At 65.0% G+C, this 25918-nt stretch carries 26 protein-coding genes; 15 read left to right on the top strand and 11 right to left on the bottom strand.

What is annotated here, in order from left to right; all coding sequences use genetic code 11:
• Positions 1-717, top strand: coding sequence for a SprT family zinc-dependent metalloprotease (locus AB0M02_RS10630; RefSeq protein ID WP_364224371.1), 717 nt, complete (start codon positions 1-3; stop codon positions 715-717).
• Between the two features lie 120 nt (positions 718-837).
• Here the strand turns inward: AB0M02_RS10630 and AB0M02_RS10625 are convergent, their stop codons facing one another.
• Both AB0M02_RS10625 and AB0M02_RS10620 read right to left on the bottom strand, forming a co-directional pair.
• Positions 838-2241 carry a hypothetical protein gene (locus tag AB0M02_RS10625; protein WP_364224370.1) on the bottom strand — a complete coding sequence of 468 codons (1404 nt, stop codon included), beginning with the start codon at positions 2239-2241 and terminating at the stop codon, positions 838-840.
• On the bottom strand, positions 2238-3143 hold the full coding sequence (locus AB0M02_RS10620) for a hypothetical protein (RefSeq protein WP_364224368.1): 906 nt from the start codon (positions 3141-3143) through the stop codon (positions 2238-2240). The genes AB0M02_RS10625 and AB0M02_RS10620 overlap by 4 nt, the downstream gene beginning before the upstream one ends.
• Positions 3144-3691: 548 nt before the next feature.
• Here AB0M02_RS10620 and AB0M02_RS10615 point away from each other — a divergent pair.
• On the top strand, positions 3692-3961 hold the full coding sequence (locus AB0M02_RS10615) for a hypothetical protein (protein ID WP_364224366.1): 270 nt from the start codon (positions 3692-3694) through the stop codon (positions 3959-3961).
• 351 nt (positions 3962-4312) lie between these two features.
• Here AB0M02_RS10615 and AB0M02_RS10610 read toward each other — a convergent pair whose 3' ends face one another.
• Positions 4313-5191, bottom strand: coding sequence for a hypothetical protein (locus tag AB0M02_RS10610; protein ID WP_364224364.1), 879 nt, complete (start codon positions 5189-5191; stop codon positions 4313-4315).
• Positions 5192-5625: 434 nt separating this feature from the next.
• Here AB0M02_RS10610 and AB0M02_RS10605 point away from each other — a divergent pair, with 434 nt between their 5' ends.
• Positions 5626-6990, top strand: a complete 1365-nt coding sequence (locus tag AB0M02_RS10605; RefSeq protein ID WP_364224362.1) for a hypothetical protein — start codon at positions 5626-5628, stop codon at positions 6988-6990.
• Between the two features lie 563 nt (positions 6991-7553).
• Here AB0M02_RS10605 and AB0M02_RS10600 read toward each other — a convergent pair.
• Positions 7554-8039, bottom strand: a complete 486-nt coding sequence (locus tag AB0M02_RS10600) for a hypothetical protein (RefSeq protein WP_364224360.1) — start codon at positions 8037-8039, stop codon at positions 7554-7556.
• Between the two features lie 100 nt (positions 8040-8139).
• Between AB0M02_RS10600 and AB0M02_RS10595 the strand changes: the two genes are divergently transcribed.
• Positions 8140-8538, top strand: coding sequence for a RidA family protein (locus AB0M02_RS10595; protein WP_364224358.1), 399 nt, complete (start codon positions 8140-8142; stop codon positions 8536-8538).
• 2 nt (positions 8539-8540) lie between these two features.
• Here AB0M02_RS10595 and AB0M02_RS10590 read toward each other — a convergent pair whose 3' ends face one another.
• From AB0M02_RS10590 to AB0M02_RS10565, 6 genes are all read right to left on the bottom strand, one after another.
• Complete coding sequence (locus tag AB0M02_RS10590; RefSeq protein WP_364224356.1) at positions 8541-9071, bottom strand: hypothetical protein; 531 nt, start codon at positions 9069-9071, stop codon at positions 8541-8543.
• Positions 9072-9136: 65 nt separating this feature from the next.
• Positions 9137-10069, bottom strand: coding sequence for a hypothetical protein (locus tag AB0M02_RS10585; protein WP_364224354.1), 933 nt, complete (start codon positions 10067-10069; stop codon positions 9137-9139).
• 80 nt (positions 10070-10149) lie between these two features.
• Positions 10150-10644 (bottom strand): sigma-70 family RNA polymerase sigma factor, encoded by a 495-nt coding sequence (locus AB0M02_RS10580; RefSeq protein ID WP_364224352.1) that lies wholly within the window; start codon positions 10642-10644, stop codon positions 10150-10152.
• Between the two features lie 235 nt (positions 10645-10879).
• Complete coding sequence (locus AB0M02_RS10575) at positions 10880-11515, bottom strand: GntR family transcriptional regulator (protein ID WP_364224350.1); 636 nt, start codon at positions 11513-11515, stop codon at positions 10880-10882.
• Positions 11516-11566: 51 nt separating this feature from the next.
• A complete protein-coding gene (locus tag AB0M02_RS10570) occupies positions 11567-12073 on the bottom strand; it encodes an SRPBCC domain-containing protein (protein WP_364224348.1) in 507 nt (168 codons plus the stop codon).
• On the bottom strand, positions 12070-12390 hold the full coding sequence (locus AB0M02_RS10565; protein ID WP_364224346.1) for a metalloregulator ArsR/SmtB family transcription factor: 321 nt from the start codon (positions 12388-12390) through the stop codon (positions 12070-12072). The genes AB0M02_RS10570 and AB0M02_RS10565 overlap by 4 nt, the downstream gene beginning before the upstream one ends.
• Positions 12391-12490: 100 nt before the next feature.
• Here AB0M02_RS10565 and AB0M02_RS10560 point away from each other — a divergent pair, with 100 nt between their 5' ends.
• From AB0M02_RS10560 to AB0M02_RS10535, 6 genes are all read left to right on the top strand, one after another.
• Positions 12491-14035: an allophanate hydrolase gene (locus AB0M02_RS10560; protein ID WP_364224344.1), complete on the top strand. Its 1545-nt coding sequence runs from the start codon at positions 12491-12493 to the stop codon at positions 14033-14035.
• Positions 14032-14724: an isochorismatase family cysteine hydrolase gene (locus AB0M02_RS10555; protein ID WP_364224342.1), complete on the top strand. Its 693-nt coding sequence runs from the start codon at positions 14032-14034 to the stop codon at positions 14722-14724. The genes AB0M02_RS10560 and AB0M02_RS10555 overlap by 4 nt, the downstream gene beginning before the upstream one ends.
• A gap of 1 nt (position 14725) precedes the next feature.
• On the top strand, positions 14726-15382 hold the full coding sequence (locus AB0M02_RS10550) for a cysteine hydrolase (protein ID WP_364224340.1): 657 nt from the start codon (positions 14726-14728) through the stop codon (positions 15380-15382).
• Positions 15379-16950, top strand: coding sequence for a regulator (locus AB0M02_RS10545; protein WP_364224338.1), 1572 nt, complete (start codon positions 15379-15381; stop codon positions 16948-16950). Before AB0M02_RS10550 ends, AB0M02_RS10545 begins: the two co-directional genes overlap by 4 nt.
• 64 nt (positions 16951-17014) lie before the next feature.
• Complete coding sequence (locus AB0M02_RS10540; RefSeq protein ID WP_364224336.1) at positions 17015-17380, top strand: AtzH-like domain-containing protein; 366 nt, start codon at positions 17015-17017, stop codon at positions 17378-17380.
• 667 nt (positions 17381-18047) lie between these two features.
• Positions 18048-18809, top strand: a complete 762-nt coding sequence (locus AB0M02_RS10535) for a hypothetical protein (RefSeq protein WP_364224335.1) — start codon at positions 18048-18050, stop codon at positions 18807-18809.
• Positions 18810-18968: 159 nt separating this feature from the next.
• Here AB0M02_RS10535 and AB0M02_RS10530 read toward each other — a convergent pair whose 3' ends face one another.
• Positions 18969-19538 (bottom strand): hypothetical protein, encoded by a 570-nt coding sequence (locus AB0M02_RS10530; RefSeq protein WP_364224333.1) that lies wholly within the window; start codon positions 19536-19538, stop codon positions 18969-18971.
• A 609-nt stretch (positions 19539-20147) separates the two neighbouring features.
• Between AB0M02_RS10530 and AB0M02_RS10525 the strand changes: the two genes are divergently transcribed.
• From AB0M02_RS10525 to AB0M02_RS10505, 5 genes are all read left to right on the top strand, one after another.
• Positions 20148-20738 (top strand): hypothetical protein, encoded by a 591-nt coding sequence (locus AB0M02_RS10525; protein WP_364224331.1) that lies wholly within the window; start codon positions 20148-20150, stop codon positions 20736-20738.
• Between the two features lie 287 nt (positions 20739-21025).
• The gene (locus AB0M02_RS10520; RefSeq protein WP_364224329.1) at positions 21026-22240 is read left to right on the top strand and encodes an ATP-binding protein; all 1215 of its coding nucleotides are present in this window, start codon (positions 21026-21028) and stop codon (positions 22238-22240) included.
• On the top strand, positions 22237-23601 hold the full coding sequence (locus AB0M02_RS10515) for a hypothetical protein (protein WP_364224327.1): 1365 nt from the start codon (positions 22237-22239) through the stop codon (positions 23599-23601). The genes AB0M02_RS10520 and AB0M02_RS10515 overlap by 4 nt, the downstream gene beginning before the upstream one ends.
• Before the next feature lie 195 nt (positions 23602-23796).
• Entirely contained in the window at positions 23797-25008 is a 1212-nt protein-coding gene (locus AB0M02_RS10510; protein WP_364224325.1) for a helix-turn-helix transcriptional regulator, read from the top strand.
• Positions 25008-25541: a flavoprotein gene (locus AB0M02_RS10505; protein ID WP_364224323.1), complete on the top strand. Its 534-nt coding sequence runs from the start codon at positions 25008-25010 to the stop codon at positions 25539-25541. Before AB0M02_RS10510 ends, AB0M02_RS10505 begins: the two co-directional genes overlap by 1 nt.
• Positions 25542-25918 lie beyond the last annotated feature (377 nt).

Genomic DNA, 25918 nt, shown 5'->3' with positions numbered 1-25918 from the left:
GTGCCGACGATCATGAACCATCTGCCTGAACTCCTGCAGGTCGGTGATCTGGAGATCACGGTGTCGGTGAGCCAGCACCGCACAAGCGTCGGACTCACCGTCGAGCGGGATGCCTCAATTACGGCCGTGGTGTCGCCACAGGTCACGGTGACCGAACTGATCAGGATCATCGAGGCCAAGCGGACCTGGCTGTACGGCAAGCTTGCCGAGAAGCAGCAGCTAGGTGTGCGGCCGCCAGCCAAGAAGTACGTTTCGGGCGAAGGATTCCCGTATCTCGGCCGGTCACACCGCCTCAAGATCGTTGAGTCGGGAGAGGTCCGACTTGTCCGAGGGCGGCTCGCACTCGCCAGAGGCGGCGGAGCCCGAGATCTGGTCCGCTGGTATCGGCGGGTAGGCGAATCTTGGCTCGGCAAGCGAGTACAGCCGTGGGTGTCGCGCATGGGTGCACCGATAGCGGGACTACGCGTGCGCCCCCTTGGCTATCGATGGGGATCCTGCTCCCGGGACGGCAACGTCAACATCCACTGGGCCACCATGCAACTGCCGCCCACCCTGATCGACTACGTACTCGTACACGAACTGGCGCATCTCGAAAGACCTGATCACGGTCTTGAGTTCTGGCGAACTGTCGAACGAACGATGCCCGGCTATGAGGCGTATCGCGAACGCCTTCGCCGCGCGAGCATCGATCTTTGGTTGGCAGAGGAAGGACAATGAGCGGTGCGGTCTGCTCGCTGCGGTAGCAGCTCGACTGCCGCCCACCGCGAATTTCCGGGAGTGCTCGTGCTGGCGAACCGACGTGGAAGCCCGCCCCTTGCGGCTGGGTAGGACGCTTATCTACATATAAAAGGCATATCGCGCTTCCGGTGGGAAGGTGTCGGGAAGGTCGCGGAGGATCGCGCCGACTTCCTTGGCGAAGCGGAGGGTGACGGGGATCTTTTCGGCGAAGCGGGCGGAGTTCCAGTTCATTTTGGTCAGCAGCAGGACCTCGCGAAGGAGGTCGCCGGTGGCGGAGTCTCCGATGTGGTCGGTGATTTGCACCGGCGTGGGGACGTGGCCGTGGGGGTAGCGCCCGAGCGACGGGACGTATCCGGTGGTGTAAAGGTAACGGCGGTCGCCGAGGCTGAGGCACGCTCCACGGGGAGGCGGATACTCACCGTGACGCATGATCCGCACGCCGGTGGACGGTGCCAGTGCAACCAGGTCGTATTCGTGGCCGTTGAGGGCGTCCTGGAAACCCGCGAGTTCTTCGGGAAAGAACCGTGACTGCTTGTGGACGACCAGCCGGCGTGGAGGGCGCTGCATGGTCTGGGTGTATCGGTCAATGACGTCCGCGACCAGGCGGGCGGCCTCGTCGGCGGGTAGATGGGGCCACTTCCCGTCCCACGTGAACGGATTGCCCCGGAGGACGAACGCGTCGCCGTTCTCGGCGAATGCCTGCGCGACGCTGGTCCGCATGGCGGACTTCTCCCCGTGCGGGCGGTAGAACGTCACGCCCAGGTGGCAGGTGCCCTCGGGGATCCCGACCGGCGCCCACGGGAACCCGCCAGCTTTGAAGTAGACGGCCGTGAAAAGGTTCCAGGCAAGGTCGGCGGGGTGATCGAGATCGGAGGTGTGGGCTTCGAGGTCCGATTCGATGGTCCCCTGCAGGAGCAGTTGGGTGCGCAGCCCGCGTTGCATCGCGCGGGCTTTGATGCCGGCTCGAAGGTTCCAGACCGTTTCCACTCCACGATTCATCTGATGGACAGCCCAGTAACGCTTTGTGATGTCGGCCGGAAGCGCGATGAACACAAGGGTGGGCGGGGCGTCCAGGCTGGCGAGCTTGGCTAGGCGGTTATCAATCAGGTCGAGCAGATGTTTCAGCCCGTCGAGCCGCTTGAGCCGATCCGCCGTCAGCTCGCGGATCTCGTTGGCCGTGATCTTCGCCTCCGGGCCGTTGGTCCGCAGTTGAGAAGCGAACGGCCCGTCGGGCTGGAAGCCGCAGAACGGGTGATGATCGTCGTCACCGTCGACGCCCTGGGCTGCCCGCGCCAGCCAGGCGCGGGCTTTGGCGATGCAGTCGGCGGTGCCGATGAACCCGGCGGTGACCGAGGCAGGGTGGTTGGGCTGGTCCCGCGACCACGGTCCGGCGGCGGGAATCCCGACCTTGGGGTCGATGTGGGTTAGTCCATTGGCGAAGGCCAACGGAGGTTCGTCGAGCCACTCTACGACAGGGCGCAGCGGTTTCAGTGCCAGACTCATCGGTCATCCTCGCTGTGCTCGGCGCCCCAGTCCCATTCGTCATCGAGTTCGAGCGCGTCCGCCAACGCGTTGAGGACGTCATCCTCGTCGTCGCTATCGAGCATGGAGATCGGGTCGAACCGCTTGTCGGTGATTCGGGGCCAGGTGCCATCGGTATTGGGGAAGTCGCCCTCGACGGTGATCGTCTGCCGACCCACGGGGAGGACCAGACGAGGGCCTCCGTCGAGGAGGAAATAGCGCAGGAAGTGGACCGCGTCGAAGTAGCCCTCGTTATACATGCGCGACTTCCGCTTGGTCACCTTGCGCCCTACGCGGCGCGGGTCCAGCGGTTCACGGCCGTCCTTGGTCAGGTGGAACTCCGGCCTGATGGTCAGCCCCCACGAGCCCGGTGCGAACTCCTCGAAGCGAAGCTGGGCGGCCAGGTGCCACCAGACGTCGCGCGGTGCGTCGGTCCGCTCACCTTCCTGCCGTACGACCTTTTTGGCCGATTGGTTCCGGCCCGTCTTGGTCTTTGCCTCTACGCGGCGGGTGATGGTCTCGTGGTCGGGGAGGAAGTAATACCGATCATGGTTCCGTTCGTGACGTACGCCGCGGCGCAGCAGCGCGTTCCGCAGCGCGGAGTTCAGCAGCCACACGTAGATGTTGCGATCATCGGACTTTAGTAGCGCGGCGGCTTCGACCTTCTCGGCCGATGCCGGATCGACCGCTTGTTTGAAGGGGCCTGCGGGATCGGTCAGGTCATGGAACGCCCAGATCTCGCTCTTGAGCAGGACGAAGGGCAGAACCTGGCTGCGGATCGGCCGTGGCAGACGCTCGGCGACCTCAGCGGCGGTCCGGAAACGTGAGGACGCCTTCCACACGGCGCTCGGCAATTCGGAGATCGGGAGCAGAGACAGGTCCACGGGCTCTCGGTCAAGCGGCGCGGGGGAAGGCCGGAGATCCTGCGGAGCTAGCCGAGCCTCGTGGTCGGCCTTGAACTTGGCAAGCACCTCCACCGAGTAGATCCGGGGATTGCGGTCTACGATCAGGTGGCACCTGCCGCAGAACAACGTCAGGTTCTCGACCGTGTCGAGCTCTCCTGGCCCCGAGGCCGCACGAGATCGTGGACCCTGCCGGCCGACACCCACGATGTGAGCTCGCTGCGCCAGCGTAACCGGCTGCTCTCCCGCAGCAACCTGGTGCGTGACCGTGTTAGTGCAGCCGGGAAACGCACACTGATTCCCCGAAAGGGCGAACAGTCGGTTCGTGACCGGGTCTGGGATGTCTCTGCGCCTGCTAGTTGCCACGGGCCGGAGGCTACACGCGACCACCGACAAAATTGGCTCGCTGCGTGCGACAGCCGGTCAATGTGAAGGCGAGCTACAAATCGTACAAGCAACAAGATTTGTACTAGAATTAGTAGAAGTTGCATAGAGCGTCAAACCGGACACTCAGCAGGTGAGTGATCCACATGAAGCTCGGACCTGCACGGCTAGGGGTGACCGACGACCCGATGGGCAGGGACTTTGTCGGCTTGAGCCCCGACCAAACGCCCGAGCAGTTGTTTCGCACGCAACCGCGGGCGCTGGCTTGCTCGGCGCCCGCGCCCGGCGTTCAACGGTACGTCGCGTTCTCGTCCACGGTCACCAAACAGGTGGTCATCGTGGTGGCGAAGACCGGCATGGAAAATGTCGGTGGCGGCAAAATGGGCCATCGTCGGCGACATCCTCGGCTCCGTTAACCCAATACACGATCAGCTAGCTGGCCAACCCATCCTCGACGCCTTCCGCAACCCGGTTACGTACGTCGACCACCCGGCTGAGCTTGCCCGTCGCTGCGCCTGCGGTTGCGGCGACGACGTAACTGGCACCGGACCAGTTGCTAGGGAATGCTAGGGAGGCACGACACCTGACCAGGGCTTCTCAAACAAAGCGTGCATTGCTAGAGGAAATCTGAGTACACCGGCTTCGCAGCCAGCGACTCCATCGCCCCTGGCAGGTATTAGTGCTGCACCGATCGCAGCCGCAGGGCGGAACTCGACCATGCCGGCCCGGCGTACGTGGTATCCAAAGCGCCTGACGATGGTGGGTTTCTACGCGAAGGCGCTGGGGAAGTGTTCGCGCAGTTCACCTTCCAGCGCGGTGGCTGCGTCTGACGCGAGGCCGTGGTAACTCGTGATGGTGTTGAGCGAGAGCCAGAACGGCACCAGGAGCACGAAGGCGAGCCGGCCGATCTCGTCGATACTGACCGATCGGATGGTCTGGCCCTCGGTCCCAACGCCCAGACCGGGTGTGGCGATGAGTCCTTGAGGGTGCGCGCGGACCGATAGGTGTTTGTACAGCCATCGCCCGTCGACAGAGGCGCCAGACCGTTCGAGCCACCGGCCAGCGACGTCCGTCCAACTCTCGTATCGCACGCCCTCGACACTCCACTTGCCGAACTCGGCCAGGTCGAGGTCAGCAAACATCCCCCGTACGGAGGTCGTCAGCGCCTTCCATGACGTCTTCAGCGCCGCGATATCGCCAGCCGCCGCAATCTGGTCAGGCCGATGCCGGGCCGCGTCCTTGAGGTGGTACAAGCTGGTGAGTTCCATCAATCGTCCTCGGGCGCATCGCTCCCGCAACGTGGTGTCGGGCTCAAGTAGCCAGAAAGCCCGCGCGCCGAACTCGAAAGCCGAGCGGGCGAGACTGTAGACCGGCTCGAAGATCTCACCGGCCTCCATGAGGATCCCGACCGAGACGCATAGGTCGGCTTGCTGGCGGACCAGGGTCACCGCCATCGTTCGAGTCTGCGGGGCGAGCCAGTCGGGCCACGGTCCGCCCGGCCCGGCCTCTACCGCGCCGAAGTCGATGTGAGCTGCCGAGCCTTCCCGCGCCTCTGCCAGGCCCTCGTCCCACGCCGCCAGGTAAACGTCACGGCACGCCCGCAACAGGCGGGCGGGGGCCGCTACACGCTCAGGAACCGCCGTCATGGACGTGCAGCGTACGACCGCCAGATCGACTTTCCAATCCGATTTCAGCGAGGCGCTGGGCACCAACACACCGCGAGTCCACAGACTGCACACCTCCAACGCACGACGCAAGGTCAACCGGCTGGGCGGCGTGGCTTCGGGGCTACGGCGGTCACAGTGCTCGACATCGGCTCGCCCACCCGCATGGTCGTGACGCGCCGGCACCACCGTGTGGCGGCTGCTAACCCGACTCGACGACTCCCTGGTCAGCCGCACGTCCAACCTCCAGGTGAAGGTCGTGCCAGTCAGTCAGCCCCATCTTCGCGATCCGCCAGGGCGGCGGCCCACCGACTTCGCCCGGGCAACTCCACGACCTTGGCGTAACCAAACGAAGCGCGGGTCGTTTTAACTCTCCTCACGACCGGTTGCGGTCGTGATCATGGGGAGGCAAGGCCATGGAGAGTTTTGAGGTCGTCGGCGAGTGGTGGCTTCCGGAGCACTCAGATCGCAAGCTGGCCGGACGTCTGGTTGTCGACCCAGTCGACGGCTCGCACCTGACCTTGATCGGCGGATCACTGCGGGAAGTCACTGATGTTGCCACCTGGACACACAACAATGGCGAGTCCCAGGCACAGGTGTCCGAGGACGACTTCGAGGTAGCCGGTAGCTACCCCCGCATTCTGGGCGAGGCCGAGGGCCAGCGGTACACGTTGGAGGACGGCGTCCAAGTCAACTATCGCGGCGCAGTCTTCGGTCGCGGGTACTGGCAGCAGGTGAACGTGCGGTCGGTGCTCCGCGGTGTTCACGTACCCGACGGCCAGGCACCTTCGGCGACCACGATCATCCTGCGCCCCGCCGGACTGAACATCTGGGTGCCACGTAGCGGTATCTCTGGGGCGGTCGCCGTGGACAGCCGCGAGATCAAGGTGCGAGCCACCCCTCTATCGGCGGATTCGGCACCGCTCGCGGACGGCGGATCGGTCGAACTCCGCCATCACCTCGGACGACCCGAATTCGTCGAGGACGGGCTGCACATCGCGGAATGGTTCACTCTCGCCGTGGTTCGCCCCACCCCAGCACCGCTCGAGGACCTAATCGATTCGGCATCCGACCTTCACGATCTGATCACGATCGCTACGGGCCGCCCAGCGGTATTCGACAAGTTGTCGCTGCGCCATCCCGACGTGGTCCGAGACATGTCAGCCCTGCCCGGGGTCAAAGAAGCCGTATCAGACGGGCAGCTTCTCAGTCCGATCGACTTGTGGGCCCGGTGGGCGATTACTGCGAACCCGCGAGCCAAACCTTTGCGCGCTGCTGACCTGTACTTCAACCTCGAACAGTTCGGCGGCCTCCCCGGCCTGGCCCGCTGGCTGGACACGGTCCGTAAGCACCGCTCTTCGCTCGGACGAGTCATGTCGACCCGCACCGGGAACCATGGGCAACTTCATGACTTCTACCTTGACCGGGTCGCCGCGGTCGAGGGGATGGACACTCGCGAACACGGTGACCAGATCCACTTCCGCGAGCGTCTTCTACGGTCAGCACGGGTGGCTGGCAGGCCGATGGATGAATTGCTGAGCGGACACCTCGATGCCTGGTCGCGGCAACTGACCAAAGACCGCAACGACATGGCACACCACAAGGCCGTGCGGCTAACCGAGCAACTCTCCGAACAACACTTTCTCTCGGAATCGGTGTATTGGTTGTACGTCTTACGGATGCTGCGGATGGCGCAGGCGCCCGAAGCCGTATTCGGTCAGATCACCGACAACCGGAACTTTGAATTTCTCAAGTGCCAGCTAGCCAAATTCCTGCCCTGAGGGGCCGTACCTGAACGGTCAAGATGACGAGGCCGCCACCGTTGCCTCAACCGGGCACCGGGCACCGGGCACCGGGCACCGGGCACCGGGCACCGGGCACCGGGCACCGGGCACCGGGCACCGGGCACCGGGCACCGGGCGAATGATAGGGATCTTGTTAGGGAACCGACCGGAACGGTCCACCCGGCCCAGGCATACACCGGGACGAGGCTGAGACAAAGCAGCAGGTCATCGGCATTTCCTGAGACCGGGCGGGCCGCAGTGGCATGATCGACTTGTTGCTTCCAAACTGATTACGCGAGTTCGATTCTCGTCGCCCGCTCGGTTACATCGGCCCTGGTCAGAGGGAAATTCCTCCGACCAGGGCCGCTGTGTTTCACCCCTTAGTGGATCTTGCCTGTCTTGGCCTTCCCGGGCCGCCGCCCGGTGATCTCGCGATCCCCGGGCCTGGTCCATTTCAAGCCCAGTGGTCAGCCGAGCCGGAGCGACGCCAAGCAGGCTGTCATACCGCTCCGGAACCGAGCCGCCGTTCGGCGCCGGCGGCCTTCGGCCTGCGTCGGCGGCTACGGGCTGCTGATCAGGATCGCCACGAACGTGACAGCACCGGTGATGCCCAGCAGCACGTGAAGCAATGACCAGATCTTGTTCAGGCGAACTCGGTGCATCCTTCTGTACCGGCTTTCGTGCCGGCCCGAGGCTGCGATCTTGGAGTCACGGATCTTGAGTGCGGGGTCCATGGCGTCGAGCCGCATCTCGAGCTCAACCGCGATGGCCGTCGACAATTGCGCCCGCTCGTAGTGTTTCGCGGCGAGAAGGTAGCCGAGGACGCCGAGCACAACGAGACCAGCGGCGAGGGGAAGGGTTCGTGGGCCGAAACGCAGGGTCGCCATGGCTCCGATGTCCGCCGCCGCAAGGAGGAGGATCATGTTCGTGGCTGTGGCTCGCTGCGACTCATGCTGGCGGGAGTGCTCCCGGGTCTCTTTCCAGATCTGAAGAAGTACCTGCCGGCGGCCCTCGGTTGCGGGATCGATCGGGATCTGGGTCTGCATAGTGTCAGAGTGAAATCCCCACGCCACGTATGACCAGCCCGGTCGGCGCGGCCGTGAATTCCCTGGTGCTGCGCGCGGCGGCAATGGCATCGTCGGCCTCATGTCTGTGGAACTGATCCGTGCCGGTCGCCTGACCGATGCTGTCCCGTACGCCTACGCCTCAGTGGTCCCCGCCGGCGCCCGGCTGGTGCACACCGCCGGCGCGTGCCCGATCGACGAGCACGACCAGGTTGTGGCGCTCGGCGATGTCGCCGGGCAGGCGCGGCAGGTCATGGACAACCTCGAGGTGGCGTTGCAGGCGGCGGGGGCCGCGCTGACAGACGTCGTGCGGACGACTGTTTACGTCGCGAGCACTGACCGGGCGGACCTCGCCGCCGCCTGGGACGTGGTGCGCGCCCGGTTCGGTGACCACGACGCGCCGAGCACGTTGCTCGGCGTCACGGTGCTCGGCTACACGGGCCAGCTTGTCGAGGTCGAGGCCGTTGCCGTAACGAGATGACATCACGGCAGCCGCGTCACGACGTTGCCTGCGGCGTCGCGGGCTACCACCGCCGTGATGTCGTCGAGGGTCATGCCGGGCTGGTTGTCGCCGCTGCTGGGGAGCCAGACCGCGTACGCGCCTACGCTGCGCCCGTCAGTGACCGGTAGCGGATGAACCTTTCCGGTCGCGGTCTCGCCGAACATGGTCGTGGACACCTCCGCGACCTCGCCGCTCACCGTGCCGACCAGGAGGATCTGCCGGGCCTGCGGATCCGCCGGTGCGAGGTACGGCAGTGGCTTTCCCCCGTCGTTGAGCGTGGCGGGGGCCGGATCGCAGAAGACGCTGGCGGCCTCGGGATTGCCGTCCACCCCCGCTCCACGTACGCAGAGAGAGCCGTCGCCGAGCCACGCGGACGTCTCCCAACCGGCGACCCTCGCGTCCAGCACCACCGGCTGCCCGATGTCGGGTGACGGGATCGGGGCCGGCGGTGGCGGTGCCGCGGTGCAGCCGGCCACGGCGAGAACAGTGGCGGCGGCCAGAAGGGTCCTCATGATCCGGAGTCTCCGTAAGAGACCGCCCACGGTGGCGTGGCCACCGTGGGCGATCAGGTGGGGGGTCAGCAGAAGCAGGCGTACGTCCAGCCGATCCGGTAATTCATGTAGACGGTCGGTGTGCTCCACGGCAGCCGGACCGTGCTGGCGCCGGAGGCCGAGCGGTTGTCGTTCGAGCCGCCGGCGCTCGCGCCGTGCCACTCCACCTTGTGCACCGTCGGGTTGTAGGTGACCCACCAGCCGTCCTTGCAGAGCGGCGTCTGGTAGTTGAGCTCGACCACGTAGCTCAGGCCGATGGTGAACTGGCCGCAGTTGGTTCCGCTCGTCGCGTTGGCGGACGGGGACGCCTCGATGATCTGGACGCCGCTGCCGCTCCAGGAGATCTCGCTGTAGCCCCGCTGCAGTTCCTTACCGCCGCCGAGCACACCGGTGCCCCAGCCGCGCGCGGTTGCCGAGCCCGCGCCGTACCAGGCGTTGGCGTCCGCGTCGTCGACGTTGTAGAGCTTGTAGCAGCCGGACCACTCGAACTTCGGGTCCGGGTAACTCGTCTCGCTGTAGACGCACCCCGAAGCGGCGATCGGCGGCTCGGCCAGCAGTGCCTTGCCTTCCACGCCGGCCCGCGCGGGGCTGAAGCCGGCCGCGAGCGCGTCGCTGTAGACGCTGCGCCCGGCCGCGGCGTACTTCGCCGCTGTCGAGCCGTCCCGGGACGAGCCCCGGGGTTCGGAGACCTGCACGGACCGGTTGTAGGTGCGCTGACCGTCGGACGTCTTCTCCCCGCTCGCCGAGCTGGTGAAGCTCACCTTGGCCCCGACGGCCGCGACGACGGTGATGCCATCGGTGAAGCGCATGCGAACAGCGGAGCCGTCGTAGAGCGACTCGGTGGAGACGAGAGCGGGCTGCCAGTTCTCACCGGCGGCGGCCTGGGCGCTCCCGGTCGCCAGCAGCGGAACCGCCAGCAGGCCGGCGACAGCGGTGGCTAGTGCGCGATAGATCCTCATCGAGTAGTTCCTCCCGTTAAGTGCTCAATGAGTGTTATCTCGTACACGCGCTCGCTCGGCGGGGATGCTGCACGGGACTTTCAGGCTTCCAAGTCGCGGCGCAGCGCGTTGAGCGCCCGCACCGTCTGGCTCGTCACCGTTCCCGTGGTGCAGCCCAGCTCGCGGGCGGTCTGCTCGACGCTGAGGTCACGCAGGAAGCGCAGCGCCAGAACGGCGCGCTGGCGGGAACCCAGGCGCCTCAGAAAGGGCAGCAGCATCACACGGACATCGACGTCGGCGTGTGCGGCCGCGATCAACGAGTCGTCGGCCGGCTCGGATGCCGGCACCTCGTGCCGCCACCGTGAGCGCCGGCGCTCGGTCAGATAGCTGCGCTTGACGACCAGCCGCGCGTACGCGCCGAGCTCGGTCCGCCGGTCGAGCGCGTTCCACCGGCGATACACCTGGTAGAGGGCCATCTGGACCAGGTCGTCCGCCTCGTGCCAGTCGCCACAGATGTCGTAGGCCTCCCGGCGCAACCAGTTCCGAATTGTACGGACAAATGCCTCAAACTCCGCCTCGTCTATGTCGCTCGTCACGAACCAGTCCACCGTCCCCCGTGATCGGAATTCCTTCCCGCGCAGCACCCCGCGGGGTTGTGCGCGTGTACGTGTCGAAGGCCCGCAGATTCACGGCAGTCAATATATCTGCTTCGGCACAGACGGGAGACATTGATACAGATAGTGCGGATCATGGTCTATGAGCACTGGGGAACCTTTTGCCCCTTTGTGCTGCGCAAAATCGGCGTGCGGTCTCCCGTACCCGAAGAAGGTTTTAGCCCAGATAGGTGCGCGCGCCGTGCGCAGAAAGCCCGCGCAAGATCTCCCCGGTGTCGCCGGCCTCGATGGCCGCGAAGAGACTCGCGTGGCGCAGGACGCCGTCCTCGGCCCGAGCGGTCTCGGCCTCGCGGCGCATGTTCGCCGCCATGTAGAGCTGAATCTTGACGAGAATCGTCTCGTAGAGCGCGGTGAGCTGCCGGTTCCCGCTCAGCGCGACCACCTCCACGTGGAAGCGGCGATGAGCGTTGGCCAGCTCCAGCCGGTCGTCGGCCTCGGTGGCTTTGCGGATCATGTCCAGGGCGGAGCGCAGACGGGAGAGGTCCGGCTCGGCGGGCGACGCACCGACGGCGTGGCGCTCCAGGACGTCCCGGACCTCGTAGAGCTCACGCATGTCCTCTTCCGACAGCGTGGCGACCCGGGCGCCGCGGCGGGGAATGTGCTCGACCAGGCCCTGCTCGGCCAGCAGGCGCATCGCCTCGCGCAACGGGGCCCGGCTGATGCCCAGGCGCCGGGTGAGCTGCTCCTCGACCAGCCGTTCCCCCGGGTCGGTGCGCCCGCTCAGGATGTCCCGCCGCAGCCGGTCGACGGCCAGCTCCACAAGGCTGTACGCCGCCAACTCCCCGTCGCTCACGGGGCAAGTCTGCCAGCCCGTGCCGAATTGGCACGGGCTGGCCTGTTCTCTCTAAGCGGCGCTCAGCGTCTTTCCGGTCTCCAGGAGCGACTTGAGGTCGCTGAGCACCCACGCCCAGCCGCCGCCACCCTCGGCGCCCGGGTCCTGAACGCCCTGCACCATGGCCGCGTGCGCCGGGGCACCGGTCAGCTCATGGGTGATGGTGAGCCGGCAGACACCCGGCCCGGAGTCCTCGATCTCATAGGTGAGCGTCGTGAACGGCTCGCCGGCGGTGCTCGGGTCCATCAGCATCCGCCAGGTCTGCACCAGCCTGCGCGGGGGCTCCGCCTCGAGCACCTCGCCGTCCACGATCGTGTCGGGAATCTCGAAGCCGTTGGCCGAGGCGTAGTCCTTCATCCCCTGGTTGGCCAGCGAGTAGTACTTCCCGCCCTTGTTGAGCTCGTAGAACTGCGGCGCCTGGTATCCGTATTTCGCGTTCCACTCGGGGTCGACGATGGCGTCCCAGATCCTCTCGGCGCTCGCCTTGATCCAGATGCGGTAGACCTGCGTCGTGCTCATGACTCGTCCTCCAGGGTGCGCTTGAGTTCGATCAACGTCGTGACGTGGTGCTCGGTGTACTTGTCGATCCAGCGGTCGTGGATCTGCCGGATCGGGATCGGGTTGAGGAAGTGCAACTTCTCGCGGCCTGACCGGCGCGTCACGACCAGACCCGCTTCCTCGAGCACCTTGAGGTGCTTGGCGACCCCGAATCGGGTCATCCGCAACTCGGACTCCAGCTCGGTGAGCGTGCGGCCGTCACGCGCGAAGAGGAGATCGAGCAGGAAACGGCGGCTCGGGTCGGCCAAGGCCTTGAACACCCTGTCGTCGTCGGTCATGACGCTAAGTTAGGTGACCAAATGGTCACCTGTCAAACGGGAAATCGCGCCGTTACACACAGCGCCGTTCCTGGAAACAGAACTGTCGACAATCGACGATGTGAGCATCTGGATCAGCAGGTTCGCGGACACGGCACCGGACACGGTCGATCCGGAGCGCCCTCTGGCCGGAATGACCTTCGGCGTGAAGGACAACATCGACGTCGAAGGCCTGCCCACGACCGCCGGCTGCCCGGACTTCGCCTACCTGCCGGAACGCAGCGCGCCGGTCGTCCGCCGCCTCACCGAGGCCGGTGCCAGGGTGGTCGGCAAGACCAATCTGGATCAGTTCGCCACCGGCCTGACCGGCGCCCGTTCGCCCTACGGCGCACCGGAGAGCGTCTTCGGCGGAGGCCTGATCTCCGGCGGTTCGAGTTCCGGATCGGCGGTCGCCGTCGCGAACGGTGACGTGACGTTCTCCCTCGGCACCGACACCGCGGGCTCCGGCCGGGTGCCGGCGGCGCTCAACGGCATCGTCGGCGTCAAACCGACCCGCGGGCTGCTCAGCACGCTCGGCGTGGTCCCGGCCTGCCGGTCGCTGGACTGCGTGTCGATCTTCGCGCGGGACGTCGCGACGGCCGAGCGGGTGCTGCGCGTCGCGCGCGGGCCGGAGCGCGACGACCCGTGGTCGCGTACCGGCAGCCGCCCGGTCCCGGCCCGGCCGCGGATCGGGGTGCCGGAGAGCCTGGACTTCTTCGGCGACACCGGCCAGGAGAAGGCGTTCGCCCGGTTCGCCGGCGACACAGCGGTCGACATCGGCCCGCTGCTGGAGGCCGGTGACCTGCTCTATCGCGGGCCCTGGGTGGCGGAACGGCTGGCCGACCTGGGCGAGTTCCTGGCGACGCATCCGGACTCGGTACTGCCGGTGACCCGGCAGGTGCTGGAGACCGGGCACACCTTCACCGCGGCCGACGCGTTCCGGGCGCAACACCGGCTCCAGGAGCTGCGGGCGGTGACGACCAGGTTGTGGGAGCGCATCGACGTTCTGGCGCTGCCGACGATCGGGACCACTTTCACGTACGCCGAAATCGCTCTTGATCCTATCGGCCACAACCTGACCCTCGGTCGCTACACACAGTTCGCGAATCTGCTGGACCTGGCGGCGGTGACGGTGCCGAACGGGTTCACCGCGGACGGACGGCCCGCCTCCCTGACCCTGTTCGGCCCGGCGTTCAGCGACGACACCCTGCTGGCGCTGGCGCACACCCTGCCGGTCGACGACACCATGACCGTCGCCGTGGCCGGGCTGCACCTCAGCGGCGAACCGCGCAACGGCGAGCTGCTGGAACGCGGCGGCACACTGCTCGGCGCCGCCCGGACCGCGCCGCGCTACCGGATGTACGAGCTGCCCTCCGGCGCACCCGGCCTGGTCCGCGTGGACGACGGCGGCGCCGCCATCGAGGTCGAGCTGTGGCAGCTACCCGCCGCCAAGGTCGGCGGCTTCCTCGCGGGCATTCCCGCGCCGCTCTCCCTGGGCCGCCTCGAACTGGAGGACGGTACCGAGGTCACCGGCTTCCTGTGTGAGGCGTACGCGGCCCGCGGCACCCCGGACATCACCGCCAGCGGCGGCTGGCGGAACTACCGCCTGAAGGGATCCGACTCATGACCGCACGCATCGGCCCGGTACCGGCCAACCCGTACGCCTGGCCCTACGACGGCACAGTGCCGGTGGACCGGACCGCACTGCTCTGCATCGACTGGCAGACCGACTTCTGCGGGCCCGGCGGATATGTCGACTCGATGGGCTACGACATCGAGCTGACCCGCGCCGGGCTGCCGGCCACCGCGAAGCTGCTGTCCCACGTCCGCGACCTGGGCATGCTCGTCATTCACACCCGCGAGGGCCACGACCCGGACCTCTCCGACCTGCCCGCCAACAAGCGCTGGCGCTCGGCACGGATCGGCGCCGAGATCGGCGGGCCGGGCCCGTGCGGCCGGATCCTGATCAAGGGCGAGCCCGGCTGGGAGATCGTCCCCGAGGTGGCTCCGCTGCCCGGCGAGGTCGTGGTCGACAAGCCGGGGAAGGGCGCGTTCTACGCCACGAACCTGGACCTGGTGCTGCGTACGCACGGCATCACCCACTTGATCCTGACCGGCATCACGACGGATGTGTGCGTCCACACGACCATGCGGGAGGCGAACGACCGCGGGTACGAGTGCCTGATCCTCAGCGACTGCACGGGCGCGACCGATCCGTCCAACCACACCGCCGCGCTGCACATGGTCACCATGCAGGGCGGCGTCTTCGGCTGCGTCGCCACTTCCGACGACGTAATAGCGGCAACGGAGGCATGAAATGCCCACTGTCGACGCCTCACCGGGAAAATTCACCTTCGATCTCGACACCACCGCGCTGCTCGTCATCGACATGCAGCGGGACTTCCTTCTCCCCGGCGGCTTCGGGGAATCGCTCGGCAACGACGTGTCGCAGCTGCGGCGCACGATCGAGCCCCTCGCCGCGCTTCTCACCACTTGGCGGGCTGCAGGCCTCCCGGTGATCCACACGCGCGAGGGGCATAAACCGGATTTGTCCGACTGCCCGCCCGCCAAGCTGACCCGGGCGCCCAAGATCGGCCAGCCCGGTCCGTTCGGGCGGATCCTCGTCCAGGGCGAATACGGGCACGACATCATCGACGAACTCCAGCCTGTGGGTGACGAGGTGGTCATCGACAAGCCCGGCAAGGGAGCGTTCTACGCCACCGATTTGTCGGAAATTTTGGAAAAGATGGGCGCAAAGCGCCTCATTGTCACCGGCGTGACGACCGAGGTCTGCGTCCACACCACGGTCCGGGAAGCCAACGACCGCGGCTACGAGTGCCTGGTCCTGAGCGACTGCGTCGGCTCCTACTTCCCGGAATTCCAGCGAGTCGGCCTCCAGATGATCGCCGCCCAGGGCGGCATCTTCGGCTGGGTCACCGAGTCCCCCGCGCTTCTCAAGGAGATCGCCCGATGAAACTCGCTTACTGGGTCCGGGGTGACACGAACGCCTTCTTCGGCTTCGGCGTCAACGTCCTGGTCAACGTCCTAACCCTGACCGGTCTCTGCCTGGGCGTGATCCAACTGCCCGCCGGCGACGTCTTCGGCGTGATCCTCCCCGCGCTGGGCATCGCCCTGGTCGCCGGAAACATCTACTACACCTTCCTCGCCCGCCGCCTGGCCGCCCGCGAGAACCGTACCGACGTCACGGCCCTGCCCTACGGCCCCAGCGTCCCGCACATGTTCATCGTGATCTTCGTGATCATGCTGCCGATCTACCTGACCACGAAGGACCCGATCGCCGCGTGGACAGCCGGCATCGCCTGGGCCTTCATCATCGGCGTGATCGTGCTGATCGGCGCGTTCGTGGGCCCGTACATCCGCAAGTACACCCCCCGCGCCGCCCTGCTGGGCACCCTGGCCGGCATCTCGATCACGTTCATCTCGATGAACCCGGCCGCGAGCATGTGGAACTACGCCTGGATCGCCCTGCCGGTCTTCGCGATGCTGCTGGTCGGCCTGCTCACCGACGTGAAGCTGCCCTTCAACTTCCCGATCGGGCTCGCCGCGCTGCTGGTCGGCACCGCGATCGGCTGGATCGGCGGCGCCATGTCGGTCCCGGACGTCACCAGCGCCGCCAAGGACATCGCCTTCGCCTTCCCGCACCTCAAGTTCGACCTGCTGATCGACGGCCTGCAGGACATGGCCCCGCTGCTCGCGACCGCCATCCCGCTGGGCGTCTACAACTTCACCGAGGCGATGACCAACGTGGAGAGCGCCGCCACCGCCGGCGACCGCTACAACCTGCGCAGCGTCCTGCTGGCCGACGGCGCCGGCGCGGTGATCGGCTCCTGCCTCGGCTCACCGTTCCCGCCCGCCGTCTACGTCGGTCACCCGGGTTGGAAAGCCGCCGGCGGCCGCACCGGCTACTCGATGGCCACCGGCGTGGTGATCGCCCTGCTCTGCTTCTTCGGCCTGTTCGGACTGCTCGGCGCGATCTTCCCGACCGCCGCGATCGTGCCGATCCTGCTCTACATCGGCCTCCTCATCGGCGCACAGGCCTTCCAAGCCACACCGAAGGCCCACGCCGCCGCGGTGGTCGCCGCACTGATCCCGAACATAGCCTCGTGGGCCACCGGCCTGATGGACAACTCGCTGGCCGCCGCGGGCACCACAGCCGCCGCGGTAGGCACCGAAGCTCTGGCCGGCGCGGGCGTCGTCTATGACGGCCTCAAGACGCTCGGCCAGGGCGCCATCCTCGCCGGCCTGGTCCTGGGAGCCATCGTCGCCTTCATCATCGACAAACGCTTCTGGCACGCCGCGATCTTCTCGGTCAGCGGTGCCGCACTGACCTTCGTCGGCCTGATCCACGCCGAAAAGGTCCAGCTCAACGCGGACGGCCAGGTCACACTCGGCTACCTCTTCCTGGCCGTCGTCTGCGTCCTGTTCGCCCTGCGCAAGCCCGCACCCCGCGAGCCCGAGCCCGGCGAGGAACCCTCCGAGGAACCCTCCGAGGAACCCGCCCTGGCCACCGCCGACAAGTAGCTAACCCAGCCGTTCCGGTGCGGCCTCCGGACGCGGAGGCCGCACCCGGCGAGAGGAGACCCACGTGGAACGAGACCTGCCCGGCGTGATCAGCGAGGTCACCGCCGCGTTCGAGGCCTACGAACGCGCGCTGGTCGACAACGACATCGAGGCGATTCTGAGCTTCTTCGCGCCTGAGGCAGTGCGTTTCGGCGTCGCCGACCACCAGACCAACATCGAGGAACAGGCCAGGTGGCGCCGCACGCAGAGCGGCCTGCCGCCGGGCCGCTTCCTCAAGGACACAACCATCCATGCGTACGGGCAAAGCACCGCCGTGGTCACCACAATGTTCGGCTATCCCAGCCACGACGTACTCGGCCGCCAGTCCCAGACATGGGTACGCCTCCCCACCGGCTGGCGCATAGTCACCGCCCACGTCTCGGTCATCTGATCGGCCCGCGAAGAATGGTGCGCCGGCTCGGCTCGTGCGCTTTTGTCAACGTGTCTGCCATTGATATCCGCACGGTGGCCGGGCGCCGGGGACGGGCGTTCACGGTCAGCATTTTGGTGACTGTCTGTCAACCAAATCGGCTTCCAGGTGCGGATCGAGTACTTCAGTCGGTGCTTCGCTGCGGATTCCGTAGCCTGTCTCGCCAAAGGTCGACTTGACATCCCAAATCGCATCTTGGCATATAGGGCAAGTAACACTAAGGCGCCTATAGCAGGCAAAATGCTGCCGTGAACCAGACGGCGGACGACCGCCTATGACCGTTCGGCTGATGGCTGCGGGGTTGAAGTGCTGGGTCGTGCCCGAGCGGCGCGCGTCGGCGGCCCTGGGCTGCTAACGAATTATGTGTTCAGGTTCACCCGTGACCTTTGGCGGGACGTACCTGCGAGACAGCGCAGGGTATCGGCATTTGGTGCTTGATAATGACAAATTGGACAGGCGCCAGCGTGTCAATTGCTCAGCGTGACGATCAAGGGAGTATCCCTTCGTCGGAATCTTCTGTATGACTTCTCCAGCGCGACGCACCCAAAGAGGTTCGGCCCCGAAGCAGGCGGGCCGCCCGGTCGCGCTGACCGCAAGTCCCTACCCGAGGACTTCTGAGCATTCCTGCGTGATTCCGCGATGTTGCTTCAAATGCAATCCATATACCTATCCGTTCACTGACGAATGGAATATCCACGTGTTGTCGGGAGTCAAGATCCGACGGGCGCCCGAGCGCCCGTGGTTCGGCTCGAAGGAGCGGGTGCTCGATTTGATCTCGGCAGCCGAAGGCCGGCTGGCGAAGGTCTCGGCAGGCTCGAAGGTCGAGGTGGACGTCGAGATCAAGGATGGGGATGCGTCGCATGTCGTCGCCCTGTCCGCACTCAAGAAAAAGCTGCGCACCAGCGCGAAGGAACTGCGTGCCGACGGGCGCAGCCTCGACGTGAACGGCTCCGTGGTGGCGCGGGTCGAGCTCGAGTGGGGAAGGTGGGGCATCGGCTACACCGTGACCTCGGCGGACGCCGACTGGGTGGACATCACCACCTTGGAACTCGCCGAGGAGATCCGTGATTCGCAGAGTCGGTGGCTGCGCGCGTCGACCTTGGCGATACGTCTTTTGGCCTGCCTCGTTGGTCTGGCCGACGCGGCAGGGCTGGGCCTGCTCGTTGCGTACGCGCTTAGGGAGGCCACCGGCGGCAGCCCGAGCGTCGCGTGGGGTGCAGCGGTAGCGGTCGCTGCCTGGATCGCCTTCGTGGCGGGGGCGCTCGCGCTGCCGCTCTTCGCCGTCACGAGAGAGGACAGCAAGGGGCTGTATCTGTGGTTCCTTCAGCTGCTCGTGCTCTCACTAGCCGGCGGCGGAGCTCTGCAGGTACTGATCAACCTGGCCGCGTAGCCGTACTCCTTCCCACCCCGAAGTCCGATCAGCCGCCGTCCTAACGGGAAACACCAACGGCCCTGGTCCGAGGACCCCCTCTGACCAGGGCCGCCGTCACAGAGCGGCCAACCTACGCGGCAGCGATCACCGGAAGCGCGCGGCGTCAGGTAACCATCCTCAGCGATCGTCAGGGCCGGTCCCCGAGCTGGACGCATCGAGGAAACGGCGGAAGACCGGCCAGGGGATTGACCAGCGACCGTGCATGGTCAGTGTCCCGCGATCGGCGGGCATCGGGACGAACGGGCCGCTGTCCTGGGGTGCGTCAGTAATCCGAACGCGGATGTAGCGGTTCGCGGCCGCGTCGATCGCGTACAGCTCGTAGCACCACGCACGGTTGCAGCGAAAGCGGTTGACCTCGAACTGCTGGCTTCCGTGTGACCAGGTGTTGAGCGCGGTTGCCTCGGCGGACAGGTCACGTACGTCGTCAATCAGATCGCCACAGGAGTCGAGCTGGTCGAGCAGTTCCTCCAGGATCGGCCACGGGACGACACCACCGCCGGCATGGACCATGACGTGCTGAGCCGACCGCGGAGCAAAGAGCCCGTCCGGCGTCGCATCCGGAACGGCGACGGCCATGAACGGCCCGGTACCAGGCGCCCCACTCAACCCTGACAGCTCGTAGTGCCAGGCATCCTCGGAGAGGTTGTGCCCCGAGACGATCTCGTACACCTTGCCGTCGTACTGCACCGCCGAATGATCGCAGCCTCAGCAGCGGTCGCCGAGCCAGTTCCTGTCGGCCCGGTCCGCCAGCCGATGCCGGCGGAGCCCCGCCAGCCCGAGCGGAACCGCCCGCGCCGCGCTTACGCACCGAACACGCGACCAGCGGCCGGGACAGGGAGATCGCCAAGGGCAGGCGGCCCGGCAAGGCCAAGAAGAAGCGGTAACGGCACGCAAGATCCACTAGCCCGCCAGCCTTGGCCCGTAACGCGGGGTCCGGGGGCTCGGCACTCGGGGGAAAGGCGAGCTGACCAGGCCCGCGATCCTCAGCGGGCATGGTCAGCTCAGAAGCGAGCGGGCGACGAGAATCGAACCCGCGTAATCAGTTTGGAAGATCGTGGACGGGCGGGGTGGTTCGCCCGGTTTACCTGGTCAGGGCTGGTGAGCGAGTGCCCGATCATGACCACTGGAGACCGTCCGTGGCACGGCTTAATGGCACGCTGCTGGCACGGCCGCGCTCAACTGGACCACCTTGCCGGCGCCCCACCTGGCTGGACCACGAGATTCGAGGGCAAGCCGCGAAGCGGCGCGGCAGTAGCTGCCCTTGTCCAACCCTAATCACCACTACGGTGTGAAACCGTGGATCCTGACCTGCTGAGTGCTATCGGTTCGCTCGCTAGCGTCATCGTCGCAGTCGTCGCCGCTGTAGTGGCCTACTTCGCGTGGCGGACAGCGCAGAACTCCGCCAAGGCAACGGCGGCCTTGACTGAAATCGAGAGAGCACGGTGGCATGCCGATCGCCGTCCCGAGTTTGAGCTTGAGGTTGAGGGCGTTGTGGAAGACAACAGCCTCGCTGTGTGCAACCTGAAGCTCATCGGCTCTCGGACTCTTGAGTTTATTGAGGTCGTAGCATCGATCAGAGACAGGGACACCACGTCTCTACCGGGCGGGGAAGCAGACTTCGGGCCGTTTCTCTGGGACTCTGTCGCCTTCGACGAGTACTACCAAGACCAGATCGAGACCAAGCCGTTCCGCATGTACAGCGGCGCCGAAGTGCTCTTCGCGATGTCAGTCGCTCCTGGGTACGCCAGCTGGCGACAGTACAGCGAACCAATCAGGCTCTTGCTGGACTGCACCGCTGAGAACGGAGACAAGTGGCTAGTACCCGCGTCTTGCCGCCTCACCAGAGTCCAAGACGCACCAGTTACCTACGCCGATCCTAATAGCTGAGAGCTGGCCGGTGCGCTGGCCGATGCCGGCCGGAGGCCGCCAGCAGGCCGAGCGCATCCGGCCCGCGCCGCGCTTGCGCGGCGCCTTGATCCTGAGGAGAGCGTTTCGGCAAACCACCGCCTGGCAAGCCACGGCTGGGCCGAAGCGAGGGAGGTCCGTGCGACTTGCAAGAGTTAAAAGTGAATGCGATTCTCATGCGTGTCTTGGTACGGGATCCTTCTTTTAGTGCAGTTGACCGAGTCTTTAGACAGTGTTAGGTCTTGATCGGGAGTAATACTCTTGTCGCCGTGGCAAGCATCGAGAACGCGAGCGGCTGGGGCCAAGTCGTTCGGGTGAAGTATGTCGAGGATCAACGGTGGGTGTGGGTCGAGAACACCAGTGGTCAGATCGGCTGGTTGGAGTCGCCGGATGCTGCCGACTACGCACCGGGAACGATCTTGCACGTTCTGTCAGATCGCTTGGACGAAGCGCCCGAAAAAGTGTGGCCCTCGAACACCTGGATCTCGGTAGTCCGCATCAGGCAAGGCGACGTTACGGTTGTCGATATAGGTGGGCAACCCAGAGCCGTTCCTACTAGCCAAGTGGAGTACTCGGTCGGAAACACCGTCGAGGTTTCCGCTGAGGGTGTCATCAGGGTTCTTGATGAAAAACCGATCCGGCTTATCGACTTTCCTGAGGTCGACGATAACGACGTCGAAGGCTTCATCGTAAGAGATAATAACAAACTCACGTTCGACAGCTTCGGCGGTCATGCTGATGTGATCAGTAGGGCACGAGAGTTGGTGGAAGCGCCGCTCAAGTATGGCGATCTCCTCCGGAAGATCGGTGCTCGCAGCGTAAAGGGAGTTCTTTTTACGGGAGGCCCTGGAACGGGGAAGACCATGCTCGCCCGAATCATCGCGGGTCAGGCTAAGGCTACCTTCTATCAGATAAGTGGCCCTGAGATTGTTAGTAAATGGCATGGGCAAAGCGAGGAGCTACTCCGCAAAATCTTTGAACACGCGAAGAAGCAGGACAGTGCCATTATCTTTTTTGATGAGTTCGATTCCATCGCCGCCCAAAGAGATGATGACGCGCACGAGGCTTCGCGTCGACTGGTGGCTCAGCTCTTGACTCTGATGGACGGATTCCATGAGGTTAGCAATGTAGTTGTTATTGCAACTACGAATAGACCTCAGGATATCGACGGTGCGCTCCTGCGACCCGGGCGTTTTGACTGGGAGATCGAATTTCCGCTTCCGGAAGATGAAGATAGAAAGGCGATACTGGAGGCTTCTTCGCGCATTCTCCGAACCGCTGAAGGCCTGCCGCATGGGTTGATTGCTGTTAAGACTGACGGATGGAGCGGCGCAGACTTGACAGCGATATGGACGGACGCAGCCCTTTTGGCGGCAAAAGACGGGCGCGACATCATTCTGGCCGAGGATTATTTCGGAGGCTTTGAGCGAGTAGAGGCACGCCGCTTGACTTCCGGTGCCCGCGAAACCAAGGAGAAGCGATGACTTGGCTTGGACGTTTCAAAGGCCGGCTTCGTCGCCAGAGAAGGATTAAAGCCGCTCGTTCCACAAGCGCTTCGCTTCGAGAATTTGTTTACTTGGATGAAGTCAGTGTTTACAGCCTTCTAGCTTCGCGGCAGGGGGCTCTTGCGGCTGAATATACAGACGTTAAGACCAATGCATCACGGAACGAGTTGGCGGGGAAGGTTAGCGGGGGCGTTCCAGTAGCCAAAGCTGAAGTGTCTTCCAAGCTAGAAGAGACATTAACCTTGTCCACGCAGACCCTTAGGAAGTCGACGATCCAGGCCGCTTTCAAGGAGTTCTACGAAGGAGAAGAGGGAAGGCTGACTATGCGCCCTCTCGATCGAGATTCCCGCCCGCCGGATGTGGAGAGTATTGATGACTTGTCCGCAGCGGACCTCCAGGAGTGGGTTCACAACGCCGAAGACTTCGCTCGCGGTGACCTTATCGAGGTTGAAGTCGAGCTTGAAACGGATCGCCTTTTTAGGGTTAGCTCAATTATGTCCGCGCTAGGCGGGATTTTTGCTGATAATCCAACGATCTTTCCTGATCCGATGCAATCCCGAGTGTCGCAGTTGTCAGCGATCAATCGAATATTGGAAACCCTTCTGGTCGGGCTAATTCCGATCGAGTGTAAAGCCGTTGACTATCAAGTGCTCGAGGTTGATGGGCAGGATTTGATCGTACACAAGGCTGTATTGGCCCAACTTCCTGAGAGTGTAAAGGATGGAAGTAGGCCCTTGATTGTGGTTGGTGTTACCGAGGAGCGTCTCTTCTGGAAGGATATAAGGCGGGTACTATTTTCGAGTTCAAGATTCAGGGCGCTATGCCGATTAAACCACACGGGACTGCGCGATAGCTGGGTTCCTGTCAAGTTGATCAATGTCTTGGGTGACGTTGTTCCGGGGCTCGACCTCAAGTTGGATTCTCTTAGTAGGAGTGCGTTCGACGGTTCTAGTAGATCAGACCTCTCCGAGTCGGAGAGCCTGCAGCAGGTAGGCTCGGTGCTAAACGCCTACCGAAATCTTCTGTGTGCGCATCATGGGTTGGATCCGGCAACCGAACCAAGTGCGATAGCTTCGGAAGTCGCGCTGAAGTATCATCATGAGTTTGGACGCTATGACGCGCGAATGGCGGCCTTCAAGGCGATCGCCGAGGAATTTTCGTCAAAAGCGGGAGCCGATGTCGATCCGCTGGTTGCCGCTCACCTGCGCGGACTGGCGCTGAGTGAGGCATTCCTTCATCCGGACGGTTCGCCCGTCTCGTTGCCGATTCGACCGGCCAAGACGATTGAGAAAGAAAACCGACTTCTGGTTGACACTGAGATTGTTGCGATTTACTGGTAGGTGTGTCTTGTGAAGTTTCATGTGCCTATTAGGACTGAACTGGCCGAAACGCATAAGGCCGAGATGGCCGTCCGTCCTAGGCGACGCGCATCACCCGCTGCATGGCGGCTAGTTTTGTTAGACGGAGTGCTGAAACTTGTCCGTTGAGCCACCTGTAGGGTGTCGACGCTTTGATCGCTGTGAGATGGTTGATCGATGGCGAGCGGTTCGGTGGGGGAGCGGATTGCGGCGTATCGGCGACGGCGTGGGCTGAGCCAGACCGCGTTGGCTGGCCTCGTTGGACGTTCGGAATCTTGGCTGTCGCAGGTTGAGCGCGGGATTCGGTCCGTTGATCGGCTTTCGGTTCTGCTTGACCTGGCGAAGGTTCTGCATGTTGACGTTGAGGCGCTAACTGGAGCGCCCTGGCAGTACGCGCCTAACGGTGGTTCCGTCCCGGACAGCTTGAGTGAGGTACGCCAGTTCCTGTCGCGGTATGACAGCCTGCTCGGTGTCGCTCCCGATCGGCCGACCACCGTGCCTGAGCTGGACCTGGCCGTGACTGCCGCGCACGAGGCATACCAGGCCGCACGATACGAAGACGTGATAGCCGGCCTGCCCGCGCTTCTGTCCCAGGCTGACTCGCTGCACCGGACAGCCTTCGACGGGCGGCGGGACGTTCTGATCGGCTACTCGGCCGCCTACGCACTTGCGGCGAAGCTGCTCACCAAGGTTGGTGCCGGCGACCTGAGCATTCTCGCGGCGGACCGATGCGCCACAGCCGCGGTTGAGGCCGACTCAATGACGGCAAGGGGCCTGGCGGCCTACCAAGTCGTCTGCGCGCTGCTCCGCAGCGAGCGGCCGGAGGACGCTGAACCGCTGGCCGTGGGGATGGCCGAGGAAGCGCAGCGGAATGCGCGGGCAGATCGGCCGACCCTCGCGTCGGTGGCCGGCTCGCTGTGGCTGATCGCTGCGGTCATCGCCTCCCGGCGGACCGAGCAGGCGGAGGCTTGGCGTCGGCTGGATCAGGCGCAGGCTCTCGCGGACATGCTGGGTGCGGACGGCAACCACGCCTGGACCGCCTTCGGCCCGACCAACGTCGGAATCCATCGGGTGTCCGTGGCGGCTGAGCTGGGCGACCCGGCGGCTGCGCTGCGGGCGGCTGAGTCCGTCGACCTCGACCGGCTACCGAAGGGTCTTAAGAGCCGGCGGGCTCAGATGCACCTTCACCTTGGCTGGGCGGAAGCTCAGCGCAAGCGGGACGCGGATGCCGTGCTCCACCTCTTGGAGGCGGAGAGGATCGCACCGGAGTCGGTTCGGTACAACGTCATCGTGGGTGAGCTGGTGCGCGGGATGTTGGCCCGGCAGAAGCGCGGTGGCCGGACGAGTGCGTTGCACAACCTTGCCTTACGGGCTGGCGTGCTGCGCTGATGGCCGGATACGTGACGCTCATCGTCTGCGGTGCGCCCCTGACAGAGCGGGCGCCCGACGTCATCCGCGCACTCCAGGCCGCCGGCCGTGAGGTGGTCGTCGTGGCCACGCCGGCCGCTCACCCGTGGCTCGATCACGACCTGGTGCGTGAGCTGACCGGCTCCGCGCCTCAGTCGGATTTTCGGGATCCGAGTCAGCCGAAGCGTGAGGGCGACACTGAAGGTGTCGTGCTTTGCCCCGGCACGTTCAACACGATCAATCAGGCTGCCGCCGGCGCCGCGAACACCTATGCCTTGGCGCAGCTCTGCTCGGCGATCGGTGAAGGTCTGCCGGTGATCGCTGTCCCGTTCGTGAACAACAAGCTTTGGGGTCACCCAGCTTGGAAACGGAGCCTGACAGTGCTGGAAGACGCTGGCGTGAAGCTCGTCGACGTCCATACCGGGAAGCCGGGCGCGGCTCCCGTCCAGTCGGGCACCGGCCCTGAGGCTGTGGCTCGCTTCGACCCGGCCTGGGTGGCCGACCTGCTTGGGTAAACCCATCCCGCACTTTTGTGCGGGTCGTCATCCACAACTTTGTGCGGGCCGTAGCTCGCTGTGCGCTGAGATCTTCGAGCTGATCCACGATCTGTGCCGACCTGATCGCACATCGTCCCCGGTGTCCTGTTCCGGCGATGTGCGACTGCCGCCGATCGTGAGGAGCTGCACCGTGGACCGCCTGACGGAACCGGCCACCATCTCGTGTCGGTCTTGCTCTGGCAACGGATGGAAGTACACGACCCACCGGACGGCGCTGCGGATGGTGGCTCAGTCGTGCCGGGATTCCCGGTTGATGGCTCGTCGGCCCTGCGTGGACTGCCGTGGGACTGGCGACTTGGTGGCCACGGTCTCATGAGCAGGCACCGGGGCGGGTG

It is taken from the genome of Actinoplanes sp. NPDC051861 (assembly GCF_040681145.1).
GTDB lineage: Bacteria > Actinomycetota > Actinomycetes > Mycobacteriales > Micromonosporaceae > Actinoplanes.
The sequence above is the reverse complement of the archived record's forward strand: the minus strand, read 5'-3'. Positions and strand labels throughout refer to the sequence as shown.